The organism is Capsulimonas sp., from assembly GCF_039929585.1.
GTDB lineage: Bacteria > Armatimonadota > Armatimonadia > Armatimonadales > Capsulimonadaceae > Capsulimonas.
In genome coordinates this window covers 1-24,294 of sequence record NZ_JBDSQY010000175.1, presented here as the reverse complement: position 1 = coordinate 24,294, position 24,294 = coordinate 1, and the positions used below count along the sequence as shown (strand labels likewise).

Here is a 24,294-nt window from a genome sequence, read left to right as displayed (position 1 = left end):
GCGCCCAAGCGCGTCTCCTGCGACCCATGTGTCGCTTTGAGTGTCCCAGGAGGGGGATTTGGCGTGGCTTGGCGTGGCAATTGCGGTCAAGAGAAGAAGAGAAACAGAAAGCTTGGAAATAGACATGGGTTATTGACGTGCAGCGGATGGAGAATTCGGATTGATTTTGGATTGATTATACACTCTTACCCTCCCTTTTAACCCATTTGATAGCGATGAAAAGAAAGCCCGTTCGCCAAAGGCGAACGGGCTTTTTTAGTGCTTGAGCAGGATTTGCTACTTGAGAGCGCTGATGCGCAGGACGTAGCGATGAACCATTTCGTTGGCTTTGTCCTGTGTTTCGGCTTCGGCGAAGATGCGGAAGTACGGCTCGGAGGCGTCGGGAAGGACGAGGGTCCAGCCGCCGTCGCGGTAGATCTTGATGCCGTCGATCAGCTCCGTGTGAGCGTCGTGGGTGTCTTCCATGAGGACGCGCATGATGCGGCCCTTGACTTCCCACGGGCAGTTGACGATCTCGGAGGCCATGTAGTACTTCGGCAGCAGCGAGCGAACCTCGCTGAGGGTCGTGTTTTGCACGGCGAGCATCTCCAGCAGTTTCGCGAAGGAGTACAGGCCGTCGAAGGCCGGGTTGAACTCCGGGAAGATGAATCCGCCTTCGGTGTCTCCCGCGAGAACGATCCCTTCCTTGCCTTCGGACGCCGTCGCCATCAAGGAGCGAACGTCGGTCTTGGTGCGGATGACTCCGCCGCCGTACTGCGCCATCACAGTTTCGATGGAGGAGGGGGCCGTGACCGGAACGGCGACCTGGGCGCCGGGTTTGGCGCGCGCCACGAGCAGGGCGAAGGTTGCGAGCAGGTCGGCGCCCGACAGAATACTGCCGGTTTCATCGACGACCGATAAACGCTCGCCGTCAAACTCCAGAGCGACTCCGAGGCTCGCTTTCAGCGTGGAGACGGTGGCCGCCAGGTTCTCCACCAGCGCCTTGCGCTCAGCTTTGGTCTTGGGAGCCTTTTTCGGATCCGTGTAGGCGTTTAGCGCAATCGTCTCGGTTTCCAGCTGGCCGAGCATCTGGGGCAGGACGCCCGAGATACGGCCGTAGGAGTAATCGACGACGACTTTGAAACCGCAGTTCTGTACGGCTTCGATGTTCAGAAGCCGGAAGAAGTCGTGGCTGTACCGTTCGATGGCGCGCGAGACGTAATTGATCTCGCCGACTTCGTTCGGATCGGTCCGGCCAAAGTCCTCGCGGTAGAAGATCGTTTCGATCTTGCGCTGACCGTTGGTCGAAAGATAGATGCCGTTCTTGTCGAAGAACTCGACCAGGGCCAAATTGGGCTGATCGGGCGCCAGACGGATGTGCACGCCGCCGGCGGCGTTATTCGCCCGGATCGAGTGGCGGGACAGCGGAAGCGGCATGCCTTCGTTGTCGAGAATATTCGCCCCAACCGAGGCGAGTCCGGCGATCAGCGCGCGCTTCAGCATGCGGCAGACTGGCGCCGAGTCGCGGCTGGTGATGACGGTCGAGCCCTTCTTCAAGAAGGCGCCATAGGAAGCGCCGAGCTTGGTCAGGAAGTCCGGCGTCATTTCGACGTTGGCGATCCCCGAGACGCCCAGGTTTCGGAACAGCGATCCCTGCCACTTGCTGCCCCAGATCAGGCTCATTGTGACGACAGAGCCGCCTTCGATGATCTTATCCGGCCAGAGTTTGACCAGTGGGCGGATGTTGCTGCCGCTTTCGATATGACACCGGTCTCCGACCACCGCGCCCTCCTGGATAATACAATCGTCTTTGATGGTATTCCGGAAGCAGATGGTGCAGCCCGTCAGCTTTGTGCGGGCGCCGATATAGTTGCTGTCCCAGACGATGGCGCGCTGGAGGATGGCGCCTTCCTCGATCAGACAGTTATCGCCGATCACGGTTTCCGGGCCGACGTGCGCGCCAGCCTTGATTCGGCAGTTCTTGCCGATCAGCAGCGGTCCCATCAGCTGGGCCGTCGGGTCGATCTCCGTGCCTTCGCCGATCCAGATCGAGCCGCCTTCGCGGCGTCCTTCGATCGGCAGTTCTGTCTTGCCCTGGAGCATCTCGTACTGCGCCTGGCGGTACTGCTGCAGGGAGCCCACGTCCGTCCAATACTCGCCCATGACGTAGCCGAACATCGGCTTTTCTTCCTGCAAAATCCGCGGGAAGATGTCCTGAGACCAGTCGTAAGACTTCTCCGGCTCCATGTATTCGAAGATGGAGGGCTCCAGAATATACATGCCGGTGTTGACGGTGTCCGAAAACACCTCGCCCCAGCTTGGCTTCTCCAAAAATCGCCGAATACGTCCCTCTTCGTCCGTAATGACAACGCCGAACTCCAGCGGGTTCTCCACATGCTGGAGGACCAGAGTCGCCATCGACTCATGCTCGCGGTGGAAGGTTAGAGCCTTCTCCAAATCGATGTCCGTCAGGGCGTCGCCAGAGACGATGATAAAAGTGTCGTCTTTAAGATACTCTTCGGCTTTTTTGACGCTGCCGGCGGTGCCGAGCGGAGTGTCTTCCACGGTATAGATCAAATTGACGCCCAGCTCCGAGCCGTCGCCGAAGTAACCTTCGATCTCATCGGCTAAGTAGTAGAGCGTCACGACGATATCTGTCACGCCAAATCTCTTGAGCAGCTCGATCGTATGCTGCATACAGGGCTTGTTCAAGATCGGCACTAAAGGTTTCGGTCGGTTCGAGGTGAGCGGACGCAACCGTGTGCCTTCTCCGCCCGCCATCACAACGGCTTTCATGTTGTTATCTCCTCATCCAAGTACGCTATTAAAAACAGCTCTTCCATCGTTGGCCGATTGTGATCATCGGATATATTATGCAGTCATCGAGCGAAAACTAAGCGTCTATTCCGTCGCCGGGCGCTCCACTTCGGCGAACCACTTCGGTTCGATGTCGGGGAACACGCAGTCTCGGCTTTCGCATTCGGCGATGTTCTTCCAGTCGCCTATGGACAATTGTTCCCCCGACGCGGCCCGCCGAACCAGGGAAGAAAGAGCCTTAAAGTTGTCGTAGTGGTTTCTCAGGCGGATCTCGGAATAATCCTTAGCTCCGCCGGTCGAAATACAGAACTGCCAGTCCGACGCCATCAGCAGCAGCGCTTCGCGCGCCGCCTGCTTAAGGATCGGCGCGGCGGGTTCATTGTCTCCGAACTCACGCGCCAGAGCCGAAATCTCGATCTCCGTCTCGTAAACGAGCTTCCACGACCACGCGGTTTCCTCGTTCAGCCAGATGAAGTGGAAACCGCCCTCACCCCAAGAGCCTTCGGGTAGGTTCACGGTATTCTTGGGCGGGTACGCCTCCAAATACTCGCTGACGGTTCGAAGCTCAACTTCAGGATCCTGCGCCAGCTGCTTGATCACATGGTAAAGCCACTGCGGTCCCTCGAACCACCAATGCCCGTAAAGCTCCGTATCATAGATCGCGGCGATGACGGAGGAGGGATCGTTCTGCTCGCGTAATACTCCCTTGATCAGAGGAATGAAGTGCGCGGCGTGATCGCGCGATCGCGCCTCGGCCTGATGCGGCTCATACAGATGCTTCGCCCCAATATCGGCCTTGTCCTGGCTGATGCGCCAGTAGCGCAGCCCAAGGCTCTTCTCGTTCGGGGTGACGTATTTCTTGTGGAACTCCAGGTACCACTCGTCGCCCGGATAGCCGTGCTCGCCGCTCCAAACCTGCGTGCCGGTCGCCGCGTCGCGTCCTAGAACGGCGACGGGCCGCTGATCTGGATCGCCCGACGAGTTGACGTTGTACGCCTGGTAGGGAGTATAAGGACGGTATTCGACCTTGACGCTTTCCTTGGAGAACTGCTTCCAGATCTCTTTGAGCGGACCGAACTTATCGGCGTAAACGCCAAGCGCTTCGCCGCCTTTGAGCAGATGCCCGTCCACGAAGAAGAACTCAATGCCGTTTTCCGAAAGGAACTCATCGACTCCTTTGCGCAGATGCGCCGTCTTGGTGACGCCCGGCACGGTCTCGGGCGCCACCCAATGGTAACGGGGCCGATAGGAACATTCCGGCAGCCAGTAACCGCGCGGACTGCGTCCGAAGTGCTTCTTGTAGGCGGCGATCCCCTGCTTCACCTGCGCCTGGATGCTCGAATCCTGAGAGAGCAGAGCGGAGTAACCATGCGTGGCGCTGCTGGTGATGATCTCGATATGACCGGCATCCTGAAGCGCGGCGAACGCGCCGACGATATGGCAGCCGTAACGGTCCCGGAAATCCGTAAGCGCCTTTGTGTACCAATCTTCCCAGTAACGGGCAAGATAGGCCATATGATAGTTGCCTTCGCGCCGGAACTGTTCCTCATTTTGTGCGGCCGATTTGATCTTTTCCCGCAGATACCCCAGCAGCTCGTCATGGAAAGTGGGATCGCGCAATTGCTCGACAAGAATGGGGGTGAGCCCAAGGGTGATCTTCGGCGAAAGACCTTCATCGATCAATCGATGGCAAACGTCGAGCAGGGGAAGATATGTTTCCGCGGCGGCCTCGGAAAGCCAATCGGTTCCATGGGGAGAGCGTCCGTGGGCGAGGACATAGGGGATATGGGAGTGCAATACGAATGAAAAGGTCCCCAGCGGCTCGCTCATTATCTACAACCTCGTCCTGGTAAATCTAACAGCAGAATAGCATTTTTTACTCTGAATGTCAATTGACGGACGAGAACAATTGGATGGGAAGATGGCTTTGCTCCCCATTGGAAAATAACGGTGGATGCGAATTTGCGATCTCTTCTTGACAGCCGCGCCTCGTATTTGCTATACTGTAATCAAAGCACTTTGTATGTTAAAGTTTTGAGAGGTTCAAGCATGTCCGCATTGATCTCCCCGCTGGATGAAGCGCGGGAAAACCTCCGGGTCATCCGGCAAACGATGGAGCGTTCGACGCAGTATTCGACGCTTTCGGGATGGTCCGGAGTCCTGATCGGATTGATCGCGCTGGCGGCTGTTTGGGCGACCTATCGGGTCGTCGCTCTGCGCCATGACATCGGCCAAACGGCGCCAGGCGCTCTGCCGACGCTTGCGGGCATCTGGCTGACGGCGCTGATCCTGGCCGTCAGCGCGGAGTTTCTCTGCAACAAGATCCGCGCGCGCAGGGTGGGGAAGCACGTCGTTTCACGCCTCGGCGCGCATGTCGCGATAGCGGCGCTTCCGGCGTTTCTCGGCGCTGCGGTTCTCACCGCCTTTTTCTCCATGCACGGCCTCGCGCTTCACATCTGCGGAATCTGGATGCTCTGTTATGGGCTGGCCATCAGCGCCGTCGGCTTATTCTCCGCCCGCCCCGTCACCTATCTCGGCGTCGCCTTCGTGCTTGCCGGGGCGGTCACCTTGCTTCTTTCTCTTTCGTATCAGCTGCCGATGATGGCCATCGCGTTCGGCGGCTTTCATATCGTCTACGGCGTGGCGATTGCGAGGCGTCACGGATGGTAGCAGAGGGCGCCCCATCGGCGCTGTTCGCATCGGTCGAATCGCTCGACGAGATCATCCACCAGAAGGTGCGATTAGGGATCATGTCGGCTCTGATGGCGAGCCAGGAGGCTGACTTCCGGTTCCTCAAGGAGACACTGAACGTCACCGACGGCAACCTCTCCATCCACCTCACTAAATTAGAGGATGCAGGCTATATTTTGAGTCGCAAGGAGTTCGTCCGCAAGAAGCCGCATACGACTTACACCCCCACTGACGCCGGACGAAAAGCCTTCCATGATTACTTAGGCGCGCTGGAGCGGATCGTGCAGGCGGCGGGGCAGGGCTCCTAAACCATTATGCTCCAATATGTTATGCTGCGTCCGGCCCATAACGTCATCTGGAACTTGTTCCTGGCGGCGATTCCCGTGGTGCTCGCGCTGATCGTCGCGCGGGGCGTGCGGGAGGACGTGCGCCGTGACAACCGGGTTCGGTGGTGGCTGTGGGCGCCGGTGCTGCTGGTTTGGCTCTTGTTTCTGCCGAATACCTGCTATCTGCTGACGGAGTGGCGTCACTATCTCCAGGATTTGACCACGAGCCGTATTTCTTTTTACGCGACGCGCAGCCGCGATGCTCTGGTAAGCCTTCTGGTTTCGACCGGGTTTTATATCGTCTACAGCGGCGCGGGACTGCTGTCCTTCTTTCTGGCGATCTGGCCGCTGGAGCGGCTGGCGCGCGCCCGAGTTGGGAAGCTGCTTGCGTGGGCGAAGCCGCTGGGGTTTTTTCTGTGTTCACTTGGGGTCTACTTGGGGCTAATTTCTCGGTTTAACACATGGGACCTTGTCTTCCGCCATGGGAAGTTCAGCTCGGATGGAGTGAAGGAGATCTTCGCGGTCATGTCGAGCAGCTTCCATTCTTCGTTTACCACAACATTAATCCTGGGGTTTGCCGTAATCCTTTGGGTGTTATACATCGGTTTTGATATTTGGATGGACGGCTTTGCCTGGCGTATGAGCCGCCGCCGTAACATGGAAGGAACTTCGGACGATGCTGAGACATTATCATGATGCGTACCAGCGCATCCTCGCGTCTATGAACGACGAGGATCTCGCGCCACTGTACGCACGCACCGCCGGCGAGCATCCCGCCATGGCGCGCTTGATCGCCGAAGAAATCGCACGACGGGAGACCCTGTGGAACCCACAGTTTTCCTCCTCCGAACCGCGCTTTCCGGAACTGGCGGCAGCCGCTTAGAGGGTAATATTATTGGGAATGAATTAATTTGTGCGTTGTGGAACAATTGCGGCGCAGCGACCGTCATTTAACCATATCATGCTGTGTCTGGAGGCGCGCTTGCTTCCAAACCAACGCCTAGGAGAGGAAACACGATGCGCTTTAGAAATTCACGCAATTACGATTCACAACGAAGTCAGACCCTGCGCGCCCTCGTGGCCGCCGCTCTCGCCGGCGGCTTGGCGGTCACGTCGGCCTCCGCGCAATCCATGGGGGGCTTTGGCCGGCGCAGTGGCGGCCCCAGCGCCGGTCATCAGCAACAGCAACAGACCGGCGGAAGCTCGTCGTCGTCCGACAATAGCCGCAATGCGCCTTCGTCACAGCCAGCGCCGCCGCAGAACATGCCCCCGCGCGTCAATATCACCCCGCCGCCCGCGCCGACCCGCGTGGCGCCGCCATCTCAATATATTCCGGTTCCGGGACCTCCCAGGCAGTACACGCCTCCGCCGCAGCAATCCATGCCCGTGACCCCGCCGGTATATAACAATAACGTCGGCAACAATAACGGCGGAAATGGGTTTGGACAGTCCAATGGAAATGTCCGCCGCAATGGTGGCGCTATCGCGCCGGGAGCCGTCATCAACAACAACGGCAACCCTCCGATGGGAACAGGCGCGACGCAGAATGGGTACACAACCGACCCATCGCGCGGCGCCAATAACGGCGGTCAGAACAATTTTTGGCGTCAGGGTGGATCGAACCGAAATGACTCCAATTCGAATAACTCGACGGCGCGGAACGGACGGGGCGGAGGCCGCAATGGCGGTTCTTCCACCGAAACCAAGCGTCCCTACAATCCACTGCTGGATATGGCGGAGGAGAGCTATCGCCGACTGCATCCGGAAAGTTCGCAGCCGATCCGCGTGACAACCCCGCAGGGACAGCGCGATTGGGACCAGAATTGGAATGATGATCGGCATCATCACCACGACAACTATGTCTACGGCGGTGGTGGAACCACCATCATTACCAACGGCCCAGTGCTGCTGGGTGGTTACTATTACGGCAACTACACGAGCTACGGATATGGGGATAACATCTATCCCTCGGTTTACACGATCTACGGCGGCTTCCCGCAGTATATCTGCAACCCGTCGGTGATCGTTCTCAGCCAGCCGTACTATCCTGTCTATACGACCCCATATCTGCCGTTCTATCAGCCGTCGTATCAGGTGACTTACAACCAGACAAACTACTACACGACGAGTGAAGACCGGGCGTCGGATATCCGCGAAGGCGGCGAGACCGCAAAGGCGGCCGTGAAGTCTGCTTATACGGATGGTACGTATCAGGCGGCGTTCGCGGATATCGCCAAGGCCTGGTCGAGCGGAAACATCGCGACGCTGCGCAAGCATCTGCGGGATGACGACACCAAGGTCAGCATCCTGCTGAAGCGCAAATACGCTTACTCGATCGCGTCGGGCGACTTCGAACAAATCACCCGCGACGCGCTGGACCGCCTGTCCACCGTATCGTTCAAGTTCACGCGGCTGCGCAAGGCCAAGAACGGTGATGTCACGGCCTATGGCAAGCACATCTACCGCACCTCGGACGACGCAACGAGCGGCGACACCGCAGTGAAGGATACCGACACGGTTCCGTTCGACAGCGATCAGCCGTACGATCAGGCGGGCGATCCGGCTCCCGGTGAAGAGAAAGTCGTTTATGTCGCTTACACTCTGCGCCATAAGGACGATCTCTGGTACATCATCGCCGTCAACTCCTCGCCGAATCCGCTGGTGACATCGGACGACGAGCAGAACAGCAGCGAACAGTAATCGGTCACGAAACAAAAAAGAGCGCCCAGGCCAATCGGCCCGGGCGCTCTTTTTGATTTGATCAATCCCAGATCGGACGCCAGTTGCGTTTCCATTGGGTGGTCTCGTTCAGGCGCGCCATCTCTTCTTGAGTCAGCCGATACCCAATCGCCCCCAGAATGTCCGTCAGCTGATCGGGCGTATTGGCGCCGATGATTGGGGCGGTAATAATGGGGTTGGAAAGCTGCCATGCGAGCGCGGTCTGCGCGACGGTTTTGCCATGCGATTTGGCGATCTCGTCTAAGGCGTCGATTGCGGCCCAGCCCTGATCGTTCCCGTACTTTTCCAGATTCCCCTTGGCGCGGACGCTGTCCGGGCTGGGAGTATCGCGGCGATACTTGCCGGTCAGAAAGCCGCCCGCAAGGGGAGAGTAGGGGATGACGCCAAGACCGTAGTGCTTACAGAACGGAGCGGCTTCGTATTCGAACAGCTGCCGCTCCATCAGTGAGTATTCGGGCTGGTAGCTGTCGAACCGCGCCAGTGCGCGGCGCTCGGAGAGGGAAACCGCCTCCATCAAGCGCCAAGCCGGGTAGTTGGAAGCGCCAATGTAGCGTACTTTCCCGGCGCGGACAAGATCGTTGAGTGTTTCCAGCGTTTCTTCGATCGGCGTGTTCAGATCGGCCCAGTGGCACTGATAAAGGTCGATATAGTCGGTCTGAAGACGCCGCAGCGATTCGTCACATGCGCGTATAATATGGGCGCGCGACAGGCCCTCGCCGTTCGCGCCTTCCCACATCTTTCCACGGACCTTGGTGGCGAGCACGACGTCCTGACGGACGCCCCGCGCCGCGATCCACTTCCCGATGATCTCCTCGGTCTTGCCGCCATAAGAAGCGTCGCCAACCCAGTTCGAGTAAATGTCGGCGGTGTCGATAAAGTTTCCGCCAGCCTCACGGAAGGTATCCATGACGGCAAATGATGTTGCTTCATCCGCCGTCCAGCCGAACTGCATCGTACCCAGGCAAATCTCCGAAACTTGCAGGCCCGTTCGGCCTACCCTGCGTAATTCCATGCTTGCTTTTTCTCCACGACAATTGTTATGTGACTACCAGCGTGCGTTGGGTCCGAAGTCCGCTTTGTAATAATCCTCGACGTGCGTTCCCGGAGCGACAAGAGCGTCCACACGCTTTTTGTCTTCGTCGGTAATCTCGACCTCGGATGCGGCGAGGTTGTCTTCCAGTTGCGCCACGGAGTTCGGACCGATAATCGGGCTTGTGACGCCGGGCATCGCGTTCAGCCACGCCAGCGCGAAGGCTGTGGGGGTGACGCCTTTCTCCTGACTGATGGTGTCCAGCCCTTCGAGAGCCTTCCAGGTTCCTTCGGCGAACTTCGCAGGATCTTCTCGTGAGTTGTCCGGCGCGGCTTGATCGCGCTTGTATTTCCCCGTCAGCTTGCCGCCGGCGAGGGGCGACCATGGAATGATGCCAATCCCATAGGACTGTGACAGCGGGATCAATTCGCGCTCGATGCGGCGGTCCAGAATGTTATACGGCGGCTGCTCGGTAACGAAGCGGCTGAGGCCGTATTCCTTGGAAACCCACAGCGACTCCAGCACTTGCCAGGCGGCGTAGGTGCTGGTTCCGATATAGCGAACCTTGCCGGATCGGACAAGATGGTCCAGCGCGCGGAGGGTCTCGTCGATCGGGATTGACGACTGCGGACGGTGGATTTGGTACAGATCGATATGGTCCGCGCCCAATCGCTGGAGGGACGCTTCGCAGGCGCGAATGATGTTGAACGCGTGATTGCCCCAGGCGTTGGGATCGTCGTCATTCATCTTACCGTGCGCTTTGGTCGCGAGGAAGATTCGATCGCGCTTGCCATCGCGCGCAAGCGCCTTACCCGTAATAATCTCGGACTTACCGCGTCCATAAACATTCGCCGTGTCCACGAAGTTGCCGCCCGCTTCCATGAACCGGTCGACGATCCGGAATGCTTCGTCCTCTTCCGTCTTCCATCCAAAGGTCATGGCGCCCAGGCAGAGATTGCTCACCTGCGCCCCGGTGCGTCCCAAGCTATTGTATTTCATCGGCCGCCTCCTGATCTATGAGACTCGTATCTCTTCGCGCCTATTTCTTGTACGAAACACGCCAGACGGTATTGGAGCCGTCATCGGTGACGAACAGATCGCCATTTTTGCCGACGGTCACGCCGACCGGGCGTCCCCAGACATCGCCTTCGGGGGTGACGAAGCCGGTCAGGAAGTCCTGATAGGCGCCCGTGGCTTTGCCGTTCTTCGTCATAACGCGAATGACCTTGTAGCCCGTGCGGCGGGCGCGGTTCCAGGAGCCGTGCTGGGCGGCGAAGGCGTCATTCGCATACTCGCGCGGGAACTGCTTGCCCGTGTAGAAGGTCATGGCGAGCGAAGCAGAGTGCGACTGAAGCAGGGTGTCTGGAACGAGCACTTTGGCGCCGAGATCCGTCGGGGCGCCCTTGGCGCGGGTGTCCGGGTTGTTGCCCATATAGTAGTAGGGCCAGCCATAAAAGCCTCCCTTTTCAACATGGGTCACATAATCGGGAACCAGGTTATCGCCCAGGCCGTCGCGCTCGTTGACCGAAGTCCAGAGCTGCGCGGTGACTGGGTTGATGGCGATGCCGACCGGGTTTCGGATGCCTCTGGCGAAGACCTGCTCGTTCTTGCCGTCGGCGTCGAATTGAAAAATGCGCGCGCGCCGCTTTTCCACTTCGATCAAGCCATCGTTTTCCTGAACGTTGGAGCGGGAGCCGACGGAAACGAAGAGGTTCTTCCCATCCTTGGAGAACACGATGTCACGCGTCCAGTGTCCGCCGCCGCGCAGGCGTCCGCCGCCGGAGATATCGTCGATGATCGTCTCGCCCGCTCCGGTCGCCTTCAGATCGCCGTTTTGATAGGGGAAGCGCACGACGGAGTCCGTATTGGCGACGTAGAGATACTTGGGGTTAGCGCCGCTGGGATAGAAGGCCAGGCCGAACGGCTGCTTAAGGCCTTCGACGAAGATCTCGTTCGAGTCGGGCTTGCCGTCGCCGTCCGTATCGCGGATCACACGGACCCGATTTGGGCCGCTTTCCGCGATGAACAGGTCGCCGTTGGGCGCTGTGATGATCTTGCGTGGATTATTCAGGCCGGTAGCGAACGCCTCGACGGTAAAACCGGCGGGCGCTTTGGGAATCGCGCCTTCGGGCTTGGGAACCATATGCGCGCCATTGTCCACGGAACGTGTATCATAGGCGGCCGGCAGGTCCGCAACGGTCACATGGCGGCGCAGCCCCGGCTGATCGTCGGTCCAGTCGGAATTGATGGCGGCCTGTCCGGTCAGCAGCTCATTGGGCGCATGAACTTTCTGCGGTTCGGTCTTGGCCGCTGGGCAGAGCGCCATAATCGTCAGCGCGCTTGCGGCTCCGAGTGCGATGGTGAGAGTTCCGGCGCGGCTGATACGTATCTTGGGGGTGGTCATTTACTTTCTCCGTATCTAATAATATTGCGGCGAGGCAGAGAGTTTAGTCGATCAAGAACTTTATTTCGGCGGTGGACCGACGGTTTTTCGCGGGATCAGAACGGGACGCAGGCGAAGGGTGACGCTTTCCGCTTCAGGGCCGGCGGCGAGCCGCTCTAAAACCGTGCGCGCCACAGCGTCGCCCAGCGTTTCGGTGGGGCGCTCGATGGTGGTGAGCCCCAGGCGCATGGCGGCCGGGTCGTTGTCGAAGCCGACCAGAGAGAAGTCGCCGGGCAGTGACAATCCCAGAGCGTCCGCTTCGGCAAGCACTCCTTCCGCGAGAATGTCATTCGCGGCGATGATCGCTGTCGGACGCTCATCCGCCGGCAGCGCGCGCCAATGCCGGAGCGCGGCGGCGCCGTCCGCCGGCGTCACGGCGCGCTCTCCCTCGTCATCCGCGACGATCCACGACGCAGACGCCTCAATGTCCGCCGCCTCCAGCGCCGATCTGTATCCGGCGAGACGGTCACGCACCCATTCATGCCCGCTGGAGCCGCCCACGAAACCTATGCGCGTGTGTCCATGCTCCAGAACGTGCCGAACCGCCAGATATGTCCCCCAGCCGGAATCAAAATAGACCTGACTGGCGAGTCCCGGATAACTGCGTGATGAAATAATAATCGGGTGAACGCCCTTGTCGTGCAGCACCGCGAGCGCATGGGAAGTCTTGGCGCGGGCCCCGACCGCATGGAGGAGAATCACGGCCTGCGCGCCCTCATGGGCCGCCCGAATGGCGAGGTCTTTTACGGAGCAGGGATCGGCGACAAGAGGGGATTGGTCATAAAGGACGACTTCCGCGCCGGCCGCGCTCGCGACGCGTTCAATGGTCGACACGACGCGATGGATCCACCATGGCTCGTTCCCGTCGATCCGATCGTCTCCAATTTGCAGGGGCGCCACCACGGCGATTGTCGCGCCGCGCCCCGCCGGCGCAGGAATGGAAACGAGCACCGCGCCGGATCGCGCGTGGCGGCGGATGACGCCCTCATCCTCCAGCGCCTTCAGGGCCGGCCGAAGCGCCGTGCGGCCCACTCCCAGCGCCAACGCCAGATCGCGCTCTCCGGGCAGCTTGTCGCCGGCGGACTGCTCCGGCCGCCGCAGATAATCCCGCAGACGGCTCTCGACTTCGCTGATGTGACGGCCCATGTGAATTTCGCTCTTGCAAACTGGTTTAGAACTGGTTTATTATGGACTGAAATACGTCTTATGTCAATTCCGTACGACTGTGTCTTGCTGATCAATTAAAAAGTATCTCTTTAGATGTAAGCAGACAGTCGTAATTATATGAGTGTGAGAATACGAATAAAATAGATTTATGTGTGAATTATCTACCAAGCTGTGTTATAATTAAACTGAAAATAAACTGCTGTTAAAGAGGAATATCTTATGAAGCGGTCCGGATTTACACTCATTGAGCTTCTCGTTGTGATCGCGATTATCGCGATTCTCGCGGCAATATTATTCCCCGTATTTGCGCAAGCTCGTGAAAAGGCGCGCCAAACTTCCTGCCTTTCGAATTTACGGCAGATCAGCCTTGGCGTCATGCAGTATACGCAAGACTACGACGAGTACTACACACCCGCAGAAGTGTGCGATATCCCCGGCTATCCCATCGGCGTTTGCGCCCAAGGGCATGCGATTCTATGGCCGCAAATATTACAGACATACACAAAAAGCCAGCAGATATTCCAGTGCCCAGACGATTCCGATTCAAAGACCATCCCTGTTTGGGCGGCCGCGAATGGCTCGATGGGTTACACCAAGCCTTTTCATACATCGTACGTGGCGAACGCCTATGTGATATATGGATTGATTCCCCTCAGTCGTGTTGTGTCGCCGTCAACAACGGTTTTGATGGCGGACGGCGGTACGACGACAATCTCAGCCGCGCCGTATCTGGTTCCCAATCTGCCGAAACATACCGCGTGGAATCTGATCGATCCACAAGATGCGAATGGGCAATCCGCCAATGAGGATTGGTCCGGCCCCACAGTCCGTCACAGCAATAATATGACGGAAACGCTGTTTACGGATGGGCATGTCAAGGGAATGCGGGTCGATCGATGGTACTATTCGGGGACGCCATGGCTCGATCCCGACCGAGGCGGTTAATCTTGATGGCCCTCCAAGCATGATGTCTGGAGGGCCGTTTCTGTTTATTGTGGCGGACATGCAGGAAACTCATTGTATTTCCGGGAACTTTTGTACTCTCTGCTGTCGTCTCTCTACCATCACTCAGGCAGAACAGTTCGTTTGGAGGATTTACCGGTTGTACTTTGACCCATACGCACGGCGCGGCGCGGCGCCGATTTTCCGCAAGCCGCGCTCAATTTCTCGTCCTGTCGCTTTGGCCGCCTCACTGGCGCTTTGTTTGCCATTTGCCGTCCATTCCTCTTTTGCGGCGCAGGCCGTTGCTCCCAAAAAGGCCGTAAAGAAGGCGCCGCTGAAGAAGCCGCGCACGACGCCCACGCCTGTTGTTCCGGCTGTTGTCCCTCCACCCATTTCCACATCACCGACTGCGATCGCGAACTCGCCCTGGGCGGGATCATTTGCGGGCGGCGCGGCGCATAATCTGATGCTGCGGCGCAGCGACGTGCCTATGGGGACCAACAATGGGCTGCGTTTCTGGCTGCGCGGCGATGGCTCTGGGGCCACGGTGCGTATCCGTCTGATGGCGCTGGAGCCGGCGGCGACCGACGATTCGGCGCTGCTGCGTCCCACCTGGGTGTCTGACCCTGTCAAGGTCAGCTTCAAGGGATGGCGTGAAATCCTCTTGCCGCGCGAAAAGTTTACGCTGCACCGGGTCGGAAGCGAGACGGTCGGCCTGGATCTCGATCTGCCGGCGGATGCGCAGGGCGCGGTCTCCACGCGTCCCGTGGTTCCGCCTGCGTTTGCGCGGGTGAACGCGCTCGCGGTCGAAATGGGTGTTCCCTCGAAATCTTCCCTGGTGATTGACGACCTGACCTGGGTGACCGTCGACGCCAGCGGCGCTGTGACCTCCGGCGATTCGGTGGACGATTTTGAAAAAGGAAACGTGGCGGCCTGGACCCCGCTTGGCGCGCCGTCTGCGACGGCGACCGTAAATTATGGTCTTGCGACCGCTCCGGCGATGGTCCATGGTGGGCGGGTCGCCTTCAAGATGGATATTCTGAGCCCGGCGGCGCGGCGTAACACGGTTCTTTTCCCCTCGGCCAACCGCGTCATGGCGGCGACTGGGAATAGCACGCTTGTGTTCACTCCAGCTTCGCTCTTCGATCCTGTCTATCCGTGGTCTCTGCCCGAGCCTTCTGGGACAAGCTCCAGCATCACCCTGCAGGTCTGCCCGGAACAGGTGCAGGCGGCGAGTTTCTGCATCTATACCCGCCAGGCCATGAACAATGTGACCGTGCAGTTGGCCGACGATCTTCAGGCGGTCGGGAAGACGCTTCCGAAGTCCGCCGTCGATGTGCGTGTGGTCAAGGTCTGGAAGCAGCAGGGGACGAGCGCGCTGCGTAATCCCGATGAAGCCGGTCTGACGCCGGAGCTCCTGGTGAAAGACGATCGAGTTCCGCTGTCCGGACCAGCCCCAGAGATCCGGCTGACCGGCGCGCCTCAGACCGATATTCCGATGGATACGGCCAAACAGTTCTGGGTGACCCTGGCGACGCCGCGAAATGCGCAGCCGGGACACTATAGCGGACGCTTCTTAGTGACGGCGCCTGGATCGAAAACGGTCACGGTTCCGATCGATGTTGATGTGCTGCCGATGCGCTTGCTGAGCGCCGCTAAGCAGTACGCGATCGACCTGCGTTCTCGTCTCGACGCTCCGCCGGCGACCCTGCCTTCGGAGACCGGAGACTCGGTGACGGACTTTGTCACCAAGGACATGCTGGCGTCACAGCTGACAAATATCGTCTCGCACGGTTTTCGCTACGTTTCCCTGCACGACAGCGCCGAGACGCTTCCCGATGCGCTCCAGGCGTACACCGCCGCCGGCGTGCTGGGCCCGTACGTTTACAAAGGGCCATCTTTGGCCGCCGATGTCGAGAAAGAGCGTCAGAACAGCCATGCGCCAGAGTTCGTCTACTTCGCCGATCCCAGCGACAGTGGGAGTCTTCAGCTGGCGGCTCTGAACAAAGCCGGTCTGAGCGGCGCAACCTACGTTACGCGCCAGAGCGACTACGATACGCTTCAGGATAAGCTGGCGCTCGTCGTTTACGACCGTGACTCCGAGTACCCGCAGGAACTGCTGCGCACGCACGGCGTCCGCAAGTCCAACAAGCACGACTGGTGGTACTGGGATGCTTCGAACGAGGATGCGCATGACAACCGCCTCAGCGCGGGATATCTGCTCTGGCGTGCGAACCTCTATGGCGCCTATGTCCCTGAGTACCAGTTCGCCACCGGAACGGATCCCTACGACGATACGTCCGCTGGCGCTCCGCCGGCGCTCGCGCCGTATCGGCCCCGGATGCTGACCTATCCTGCGCAGGGCGGCGTTCTGGATACCCTGCAATGGGAAGCGCTGCGGGAAGGCGTCAACGACGTCCGCTATCTCACCACGTTCTACGCCGCGCTCCGCGAGGCCAAGGACGCCCACCTCGCCAAACCGATGATCGATGAGGCTGAAGGATATGTCAAGACCTATCTCGACAAACCGCTCGCTTTGCTTCCAGATTCCGAATACGACAAGGCGCGCGTTCAGATCGCGAAGTACGCCTTGCAGCTGCGCAACGCCGTGGATGCGTACAACAAGAAGAATAAGATTCAGTAGGGGATGAGGGCCATCCAAAAAAATCCCCGCTGGGTTTCCAGCGGGGATTTTTTGCGTGGCGTCTTTTACGAAGGCAGCGCCGTCTGCCGAAGCAGGTCGCGGAACTGCATGCGCATCTGGTCTTTGGCGCTGTTCTGATGGATTTCGTACGTCAGCTGGACCTGCCGGTTCGACTCGTTGACGACGGCCTGCAAGAACTTTAAATATGCGGGTAGCTCGCCGTTATATCTGGGCAGATAGCTGATCCAGATCCGGTCACCTTCGATATGGCTGGGGGGCTTGATGTCGTGGTGAAGCGCGAGATAGGCTGCCGTGAAGGAGGCGATCCACTCCTCAGGCGGTGTCTGAGACAGCATGATGGAGAAGTCGATGGCTTCCGGGGTTTCTTCGTCTTGAATCAAATCGTCGGAATCGATGCGCGTCATCGAAATCGGCTGCGGTGCTTCGTTCATAAATTTCTACTCCTCGATCAGTATGGCGCGGCAGGGGCTGCCTTCGATATCGGCGATCTTTGGCGGAAGGGCGGCCAGCAGATACCGGCCGGGAACGATCTCGTCCAGCGACAATGTCTCTAAAATGACCACGCCCGCGCCCAGAAGCGTCTGATGCACCTTGGTGTTCTTCTCTCCGTATACGCCGACGGACAGGTAATCCACTCCCACCAATTTGACGCCGTGCGCGACGAGCCATTCGGCGGCTTCCTGACCAACTCCGGTGTAATCGGCGTGGAACTTCGTGTCGTGTACAAGCTGTCGCTGCGTGTTGTCCGTCTTGAAGATTACCCGGACGATATCCTCGCCGATTCCAGCGGTGTCCAGATCTTCTGACGTAATTTCCTGCGTCCCCAAAATCTCCACGACCTGAGCCGGTCCCACCAGCGTGTTGAGGTCCAGGCCGGCGATATCGCCCCCGTTCGCCACAAAGTGCAGCGGCGCATCCACATGCGTGCCCGTATGCGCGCCCACCGTCCACATCGACACGTTGCAGTCGCTTCCCGGTCCGATCCGGCAGGTCCACAGCGGCGAAAATCCCAGCTCGACTCCGTCCCAGGTGACGGTTTTGGGTGAAACGGCAAGGCTGATATCGTGAATGACCATGGGGAGGAGAAGTCCTATTCGTCCAAATCGAGGGAGAGGGTTTGCGGCGCGGGTGGGGGCGCGCCGGCGTCGCGCTGTTTGGCCATATCGACGTAGCCGTTCTCCAGGAACTCGACGCCTTCCTCCAAAAGAAGCCGATGCTGCTTCGCTTTCAGCTCCGGCGATCGGGCGCCGATACGCAGATACCCGTCCGCGCCCACCACGCGCTGCCAGGGGACGTCTGGGTCTTCGACATTGCCCATCGCCCAGCCGACTGTTCGCGCCGTGCTGCCGGCGATTTTGGCGACTTCGCCGTAGGAAAGAACCGAACCGCGCGGAATGGCGCGGACGACATCGTAGATTTTTTGGAACTCGGGTTCGATGTTATTCATCTCCTGGCCATTCGCCCTTTCGCTTCTACTTAAATCCTGGTCGCTCCCTCCGGGTGACCCACCCCGGCGCTTCGCGCCACCCCTCCCATGAAGCTGGGAAGGGTTGGAAGGAGACTATCGGACGAAAGCTGCCTGCGAAACCCATTCCTAATTACCCTTCCCAGTTCCATGGGAAGGGTGGCGCGAAGCGCCGGGGTGGGTCACCCGGAGGGAGCGGCCGGAGTAGGGATGAGGGCCTCAGTCTTACCCGTGCGAATCTTCCTCTTCCAGGAACCGTTCCGCCTCAATCGCCGCCATACATCCGGATCCGGCTGCGGTGACGGCTTGCTTGTAGATCGTGTCCTGAACGTCGCCTGCGGCGAAGACGCCGGGGACGCTGGTGAGAGGCCGGCCGCTTGTGGTGATGATGTAACCTTGCGGGTCCATCGTCAGCTTTCCTTCGAACAGCTTGGTGTTCGGATGGTGACCGATCGCAATGAACAGGCCGTCGGTCGCCAGAAAGGAATCCTCATCCGTTTTCAGGTTGTGGAGCGTAACGCCCGTCACTTTGCCTTCTTTGGGATCGTGGATCTCGGTGACAACGCTGTTCCAGGCAATCTCGATCTTCGGGTTATCCAGCGCGCGCTTCTGCATGATATGCGAGCCGCGCAGGGACTCGCGCCGGTGGATGAGGGTCACTTTGGAGGCCATGCGCGCCAGATAGTTTGCTTCCTCCAGCGCGGTGTCGCCGCCGCCGACCACGATCACTTCGCGGTTGCGGAAGAAAAAGCCGTCGCAGGTGGCGCAGGCGGAGACGCCCTTGCCGTAGAGCGCGGTTTCCGACGGCAGGCCCAGCCACTTTGCCGAGGCCCCCGTCGTCACAATTGCCGTCTTCGCGTAAACTTCCCGATCGCCGTCCGTTTTGATATGGAACGGGCGGTCCGTGAAGTCGACGTCCGTCACATTTTCCGTCCAGAACTCCGCGCCGACGCGGGCTGCCTGCTGGCGCATCTGGTCCATCAGCTCCGGTCCCATGATCCCGTGGGCGAAACCAGGAAAGTTTTCGACGTCCGATGTGATCATCAGTTGTCCGCCGGGCAAGTTCGGCGCGCCGCCTTCAATCACGAGCGGATTCAGGTTTGCTCGCGCCGCGTAAATCGCCGCCGTCAGTCCCGCTGGTCCGGAACCGATAATCACTACATTGCGCACGTCATGTTCGATACTGCTGGTCACCTCTGTACTCCTCTGCGCGAGCCGTCCGCGCCCCATCCATTCTAGCACATCGGCCTATAAAATCAAAACACCGCGCCGGGCCGTCAAAGTTCCCTTGACTTCGGGAAAGAGGTTATGCTAACGTGAGTGCGTGAAGAAACTTCAATGGATACGCATGGAGCGCCGCCTCCTGCTCGTGCTGCTGCTCACTTTGCTGCCTTGGCCGGCGGTCTGGCTTGGCCTTTACCGGTTCGATAACCTTGCGGTCACGTTCGCCCTCTATCATGGCCTGTGCCTGGCGCCGGCGATCTATTGGGGCCGCAAGCTCTGGCGCGATGCGCTCCGGTGGCCTTCGCCGCGCGAGTGGGCGGCGCTGGCGCTTGTGACGGCGATCACGATCCCCGCCTCTATCGCCGCGTATCATGCGATTGGAAGCCGCCTGTTCGACGCAAACGATGTATTGTCCGTCGTCACGCACCGTGGCTTTCGCACGCAGCTTCTCATTCCATTGGCGCTTTATTTTATTCCCGTCAACGCCACACTGGAAGAGCTGTTTTGGCGCGGGGTGGTGCTGAATGAGTTGCGCGGGATGGGAGACGCTGTTTGGACCTTCGGCGCGATCTGGACGGCGCTGGCGTTCGGCGGGTGGCACTATCTCGTTATCCGCCTGCTGCTGCGTCCCGGCTGGGCGGAGCTCACGGTGCTCGGCATCATGCTTTCCGGGTTGTTCTTTGCCTGGATCTATCGGCGGACACGTTCGATCATCGTGCCGATCCTCTGGCATGGTTTGGTGTTCGACATGGCGATCATCTTTGTTTTCGCCGCCGTGCTTCGCGGGTAATGATGGATCACTATGTGGCTTCCCTTGTTCGCGCTTTTCTTTTTACCGACCCCCGTAATCGCATTTCTCGCCGGCGTTGTGAAGATTGTCAAAGCTTTCAAAGAGCGTCGCGCGAGCGCGGACGAGCTCTTCGGCCTAGCGCTTGTTGTGCTGTCGCTTACGGGGCGCTGGTGGCTGCGGTACTTGCGTCCGATGAGCGAGGATGAACCGAAGACCATTGCGCCGGAGCGCCGGGGCGTGACGCTCGGCGCGGGCGGCGTGGCGCTGGCGTGGGAAGAGTGTGGTCCGGCGGACGCGCCCGCCATTCTTCTTTGTCACGGCTGGTCGCTGACACAGGAGATTTGGTACTATCAGAAAAAGGCGCTCAGTAAAAACTATCGGGTGATCGCCTGGGACATGCGCGCCAACGGTCGTTCGGCGGAACCCATCAATGACGATTATTCCGTGGACACTTTGCTGTTCGACATGGCGGCTATATTCGACGCGAGCGGCGCGGGGCGGCATCCGGACGGCTGCCTTCTCGTCGGCCATTCGCTGGGCGCCATGCTGCTGCCGCTCTTCGCGGAGCGCTTCCCAGAACAGATGCGCCATGTCCGGGGCCTCGCGATGCTGGCGGGAACCGACCGGCCATTATTGGAAACGATGCGTGGCCGCCGCTGGCTCGCTCCCACGCGAAAAATTCTTTGGGAGCCTCTGGGGAAGATCCTCGCCAAATGGCCGACGCTGTTCGAAATCGGCGCTCGTGGCATTTGGCAGACCGGTTGTCTGCATATGGCGCTGATGTACGGCCTGCACTGCGGCCGCGAAAGCCGAGGGCAGAACGATTTCGTCGCGGAGCGCTGCGCCCGCTTCTCCATGGGCGCCACGGGCCTTGGCGCAATCGCCTGCTTCGGGTTTGACGCCCGCGAAGCCCTGCCCCTAATCTCAGTCCCCGTGCTGCTCATGACGGGCGATTTGGATGTCAACATGCCGATAGAAATCCAGCGGGAGATGGCGGCGCGCATTCCCGACGCTGAGTTAGTCATCCACAAAAACTGCGGCCATTTGAATCTGTTGGAATGTTACGATGAGGTGAATGAGAATTTGGAGCGGTTTGCAGCTCGGTGCTTTGAAGGGTAAGACGCCCCCCCCGCCCCTCAATCGGGCCGGGGCGTCTTCTCACAGCCCATGAATCCCCCGGAGCTTCACCCACAATCGTTCCAGCGTCTCCGCCGAATCCGCGCCGCCTGGCGGCGTTCCGATCGTATCGTCTAATGGCGGCTGGCCCAGCCATGACGATAGTGTTTGCTGTACGCCGAGCGCCAGCGATTCTAGATCATATCCGCCTTCCAAAATCCCGACTAAGCGTCTAGGACAGTGCTTGTCCGATATCTCCCGCAATCGGTCCGACAGCGCGTAAAAGCCGGTGGTCGTCATACGCTCGTCGATCCCCTGAACGTACTTGCTGTTGCGCCAGTGAGCGTCGTAACCGGCGGAAGCGATGACAAGCTGTGGGTGAAATCGATCGGCGATGGGCATGAGGATTTCGTCAAACGCCGCGAGAAAGCCGTCGTCGCCGACGTGGGCCGGGAGCGGGACGTTGACATTGAAACCGACGCCATTGCCCTCACCGACATCCAGCGCTCCGCCCGTGTGCGGATAGGCGGGACTTTGGTGCGTGGAGAAGTACAGAACGCGCGCGTCGTTGTAAAAGGCGTCCTGAGTTCCGTTGCCGTGGTGGACGTCGAAGTCCACGATGAGGACGCGCTCCAGGTGATGGGCGGCCACGGCGTGCGCGGCGGCGATGGCCGCGTTATTGAACAGACAGAAGCCCATGGGACCGAGCGGCGTCGCGTGGTGACCGGGAGGGCGGACAACGGCGAAGGCGCGACTGAACTCTCCGTGCAGAACGGCGTCCACGGCCCCAATCGCGGCTCCGGCGGCAGTCAGGGCCGCCAGCCAGGAACGCGGGCAGACATAGGTGTCTCCGCCGTCCACAAAGCCGCCGCCCGACGCGCATGTTTCCTCAATCAGACGAAGATGCGCTTCGGTATGAACAAGACGAAGCTGTTCGCATGTCGCGGGGGTGACGGGCAGGTGGGCGACCTGATTCCAAATCGGACTGTTTTTCAGTCCGTCGATGACGGCCTGCACGCGCTCCGGACGCTCGGGGTGCCCGCGCGGCGTCACATGTTCCAGTAAGATGGGATCGTAGAGCAGGCCAAGGGTAGAGGACGGAACAGACATGAAGTTTCCTATCGGCGCAGCCAGGCTTCGAACTCGGCGAGCGGGCGGGTGTTGAATACGTTGTGGGGCGTCAGCCAGGCGCGGCGGGCCACGAGCACGCCGTAGCGCATCAGATCGTAATTTTCAATAGAGTGGGCGTCGGTGTTGATGAGGATCTTGACGCCTGCGGCGCCGGCCTGCCGCGCGTGGACATCGCTCATGTCGAGGCGCTCGGGCGCGGCGTTGATCTCCAGCGCCGTGTCCGTGCGCAGAGCGGCGGCGACCACGGCGTCAAAATCGAAGTCGAACGGATCACGTCGGTTGATGATGCGCCCGCTGGGGTGCGCGATCAGATCGACGTTCGGGTTCTCGATCGCCTTGATGATCCGTTTCGTCTGTGTATCTTTGTCTTGATTGTTGTGCATGTGGGCCGACGCGATCACGATGTCCAGTTCTTGGAGCAGATCGTCGTCGAAGTCCATGGTTCCATCGGCTTTGATATCCACTTCAGAGCCAGTGAAGATACGGATCCCGAGGCTGTCTTCCAGGGCGCGGATTTCGGCGATCTGCGCGCGCAGCCGGTCGGGCGTCAGGCCGTTGGCGATATAGAGACTTTGCGAATGGTCGGTGATCGCCATGTACTCGTAGCCGTGCGCCTTCGCGGCGACCGCCATTTGCTGGATCGTCACCTTGCCGTCGGACGCCGTCGTGTGCGCGTGGACATCGCCTCGGATGTCCGCCAGCGTCACGAGGGTAGGGAGCGTTCCCGCGAGCGCCGCTTCGATCTCGCCGCCGTTCTCACGGATCTCCATGGGAACTCGCTTCAGGAGGTCGGCGGAAACTTCTGTCTGGGCTCGGCGCGCTTCATTGTAAGCAGCCGAGCCGATGCGTTCGTCCAGCAGCTCCGCGAACTCGTCCGGCGCGGCGACAAATAAGTCCGCCTCCATGCCGCCGTGCAGAACGACGAGCGCCGAGCGCTCGTCCTGCGAGACGATGGAGCTGACTTGAGGCAGCTGCGTGAAGCCTTGCAGCGCTTCGGCGGGAGATGTCGCAGCGGCGGCCAGATTGATATTCGCCACGGTTTCCCGCCCACGCGCCACGCTTCCGGCGATATGTGCTTCGGAGACGCCTGGAAAATTTTGGATGGCTGAGATCAGAGATTCCGCCAACGGCAGCGCGTCCCCGATACGGATTCGCCCGCTGTAACGGCGATAGCGTTCGATGGATTGCAGGATCTTCTGGACGGTTTTCTCGCCCATACCCGGCAGTTCCGTCAGCTTGCCCGACTGCGCGGCGGTCTCCAGCGCGGCAATGCTTTCGATCTTCAGGCCTTCCCAGACCTGGCGCACCGTTTTCGCGCCCAGTCCCGGGATGGAAAGCATCTCCACAACACCGGCGGGGACTTTGTCTTTGATGCGCTCATAAAGAGCCGTGGTGCCGGTCGCGAGGATATCCTTGACTTTGGCCTGGATGGCCTCACCAAAGCCGGGGATGTCGTCCAGGCGGCCGGCTGCGGCGACCTGGGCGATCGGTTCGGGCAGCGTATTCAGGGTTTCGACGGCGTTGCGGTAAGCGCGTATCTTGAATGCATTCTCGCCCTGGATCTCCATAATCCCGGCGATCCGTTCAAAAACCCGCGCAACTTCTCCATTGGTCAGCGTTCCAGATTCACTCATGCGGCGATTGTACCCAATCGGAGAACGGCATAATTACCATAATTGTTAGATGATTGTAATACCATGTCTTGACGTTCCTTTGCTATTGGTGTTATGATAGCATAGATTTGCTCTGCTATTCTTCGCTATGCGATC

The 24,294-nt window shown here is 59.6% G+C and carries 21 protein-coding genes; 9 read left to right on the top strand and 12 right to left on the bottom strand.

The genetic code is table 11. The features are described 5' to 3' along the window. Window positions 1–276: 276 nt before the first annotated feature. Window positions 277–2,775, bottom strand: a complete 2,499-nt coding sequence (locus tag ABIZ35_RS12510) for a mannose-1-phosphate guanyltransferase (protein WP_348220241.1) — start codon at window positions 2,773–2,775, stop codon at window positions 277–279. A gap of 105 nt (window positions 2,776–2,880) precedes the next feature. Further along, complete coding sequence (locus ABIZ35_RS12505; RefSeq protein ID WP_348220240.1) at window positions 2,881–4,626, bottom strand: 1,4-alpha-glucan branching protein domain-containing protein; 1,746 nt, start codon at window positions 4,624–4,626, stop codon at window positions 2,881–2,883. A gap of 219 nt (window positions 4,627–4,845) precedes the next feature. Here ABIZ35_RS12505 and ABIZ35_RS12500 point away from each other — a divergent pair, with 219 nt between their 5' ends. From ABIZ35_RS12500 to ABIZ35_RS12480, 5 genes are all read left to right on the top strand, one after another. Next, window positions 4,846–5,466: a hypothetical protein gene (locus tag ABIZ35_RS12500; RefSeq protein ID WP_348220239.1), complete on the top strand. Its 621-nt coding sequence runs from the start codon at window positions 4,846–4,848 to the stop codon at window positions 5,464–5,466. Next, a complete protein-coding gene (locus ABIZ35_RS12495) occupies window positions 5,460–5,795 on the top strand; it encodes a transcriptional regulator (RefSeq protein WP_348220238.1) in 336 nt (111 codons plus the stop codon). Before ABIZ35_RS12500 ends, ABIZ35_RS12495 begins: the two co-directional genes overlap by 7 nt. 6 nt (window positions 5,796–5,801) lie before the next feature. Continuing rightward, the gene (locus ABIZ35_RS12490; RefSeq protein WP_348220237.1) at window positions 5,802–6,509 is read left to right on the top strand and encodes a DUF1361 domain-containing protein; all 708 of its coding nucleotides are present in this window, start codon (window positions 5,802–5,804) and stop codon (window positions 6,507–6,509) included. Then, window positions 6,490–6,696, top strand: coding sequence for a hypothetical protein (locus ABIZ35_RS12485; protein ID WP_348220236.1), 207 nt, complete (start codon window positions 6,490–6,492; stop codon window positions 6,694–6,696). Before ABIZ35_RS12490 ends, ABIZ35_RS12485 begins: the two co-directional genes overlap by 20 nt. A 134-nt stretch (window positions 6,697–6,830) precedes the next feature. Next, window positions 6,831–8,513, top strand: a complete 1,683-nt coding sequence (locus tag ABIZ35_RS12480) for a hypothetical protein (RefSeq protein ID WP_348220235.1) — start codon at window positions 6,831–6,833, stop codon at window positions 8,511–8,513. 61 nt (window positions 8,514–8,574) lie between these two features. Here ABIZ35_RS12480 and ABIZ35_RS12475 read toward each other — a convergent pair whose 3' ends face one another. From ABIZ35_RS12475 to ABIZ35_RS12460, 4 genes are read right to left on the bottom strand one after another with little or no spacing between them, the layout of a single operon-like run. Then, window positions 8,575–9,564 carry an aldo/keto reductase gene (locus ABIZ35_RS12475; RefSeq protein WP_348220234.1) on the bottom strand — a complete coding sequence of 330 codons (990 nt, stop codon included), beginning with the start codon at window positions 9,562–9,564 and terminating at the stop codon, window positions 8,575–8,577. Window positions 9,565–9,597: 33 nt separating this feature from the next. Further along, entirely contained in the window at window positions 9,598–10,581 is a 984-nt protein-coding gene (locus tag ABIZ35_RS12470; protein ID WP_348220233.1) for an aldo/keto reductase, read from the bottom strand. Window positions 10,582–10,621: 40 nt separating this feature from the next. Continuing rightward, entirely contained in the window at window positions 10,622–11,986 is a 1,365-nt protein-coding gene (locus ABIZ35_RS12465; protein ID WP_348220232.1) for a sorbosone dehydrogenase family protein, read from the bottom strand. A gap of 60 nt (window positions 11,987–12,046) precedes the next feature. Beyond that, window positions 12,047–13,171: a substrate-binding domain-containing protein gene (locus ABIZ35_RS12460; RefSeq protein ID WP_348220231.1), complete on the bottom strand. Its 1,125-nt coding sequence runs from the start codon at window positions 13,169–13,171 to the stop codon at window positions 12,047–12,049. A gap of 240 nt (window positions 13,172–13,411) precedes the next feature. Here ABIZ35_RS12460 and ABIZ35_RS12455 point away from each other — a divergent pair, with 240 nt between their 5' ends. Then, window positions 13,412–14,137 (top strand): prepilin-type N-terminal cleavage/methylation domain-containing protein, encoded by a 726-nt coding sequence (locus tag ABIZ35_RS12455; RefSeq protein ID WP_348220230.1) that lies wholly within the window; start codon window positions 13,412–13,414, stop codon window positions 14,135–14,137. A gap of 157 nt (window positions 14,138–14,294) precedes the next feature. Next, on the top strand, window positions 14,295–16,778 hold the full coding sequence (locus ABIZ35_RS12450; RefSeq protein ID WP_348220229.1) for a hypothetical protein: 2,484 nt from the start codon (window positions 14,295–14,297) through the stop codon (window positions 16,776–16,778). Between the two features lie 65 nt (window positions 16,779–16,843). On the opposite strand, the gene ABIZ35_RS12445 is transcribed toward ABIZ35_RS12450, so the two are convergent. The 4 genes from ABIZ35_RS12445 to trxB all read right to left on the bottom strand — a co-directional run bounded on the left by ABIZ35_RS12445 (window position 16,844) and on the right by trxB (window position 19,434). After that, a complete protein-coding gene (locus ABIZ35_RS12445; RefSeq protein ID WP_348220228.1) occupies window positions 16,844–17,230 on the bottom strand; it encodes a hypothetical protein in 387 nt (128 codons plus the stop codon). Between the two features lie 6 nt (window positions 17,231–17,236). After that, on the bottom strand, window positions 17,237–17,875 hold the full coding sequence (locus ABIZ35_RS12440) for a cyclase family protein (RefSeq protein ID WP_348220227.1): 639 nt from the start codon (window positions 17,873–17,875) through the stop codon (window positions 17,237–17,239). Between the two features lie 14 nt (window positions 17,876–17,889). Further along, window positions 17,890–18,246: an MGMT family protein gene (locus ABIZ35_RS12435; protein ID WP_348220226.1), complete on the bottom strand. Its 357-nt coding sequence runs from the start codon at window positions 18,244–18,246 to the stop codon at window positions 17,890–17,892. A gap of 243 nt (window positions 18,247–18,489) precedes the next feature. Further along, window positions 18,490–19,434, bottom strand: coding sequence for a thioredoxin-disulfide reductase (gene trxB / locus ABIZ35_RS12430; protein ID WP_348220255.1), 945 nt, complete (start codon window positions 19,432–19,434; stop codon window positions 18,490–18,492). Between the two features lie 154 nt (window positions 19,435–19,588). Here trxB and ABIZ35_RS12425 point away from each other — a divergent pair, with 154 nt between their 5' ends. After that, a complete protein-coding gene (locus ABIZ35_RS12425) occupies window positions 19,589–20,278 on the top strand; it encodes a CPBP family intramembrane glutamic endopeptidase (RefSeq protein WP_348220225.1) in 690 nt (229 codons plus the stop codon). Window positions 20,279–20,290: 12 nt separating this feature from the next. Next, window positions 20,291–21,397 (top strand): alpha/beta hydrolase, encoded by a 1,107-nt coding sequence (locus ABIZ35_RS12420; protein ID WP_348220224.1) that lies wholly within the window; start codon window positions 20,291–20,293, stop codon window positions 21,395–21,397. Between the two features lie 39 nt (window positions 21,398–21,436). On the opposite strand, the gene ABIZ35_RS12415 is transcribed toward ABIZ35_RS12420, so the two are convergent. Both ABIZ35_RS12415 and ABIZ35_RS12410 read right to left on the bottom strand, forming a co-directional pair. Further along, window positions 21,437–22,504: a histone deacetylase gene (locus ABIZ35_RS12415; RefSeq protein ID WP_348220223.1), complete on the bottom strand. Its 1,068-nt coding sequence runs from the start codon at window positions 22,502–22,504 to the stop codon at window positions 21,437–21,439. Window positions 22,505–22,512: 8 nt separating this feature from the next. After that, on the bottom strand, window positions 22,513–24,159 hold the full coding sequence (locus ABIZ35_RS12410; protein ID WP_348220222.1) for a helix-hairpin-helix domain-containing protein: 1,647 nt from the start codon (window positions 24,157–24,159) through the stop codon (window positions 22,513–22,515). Window positions 24,160–24,294: the final 135 nt, after the last annotated feature.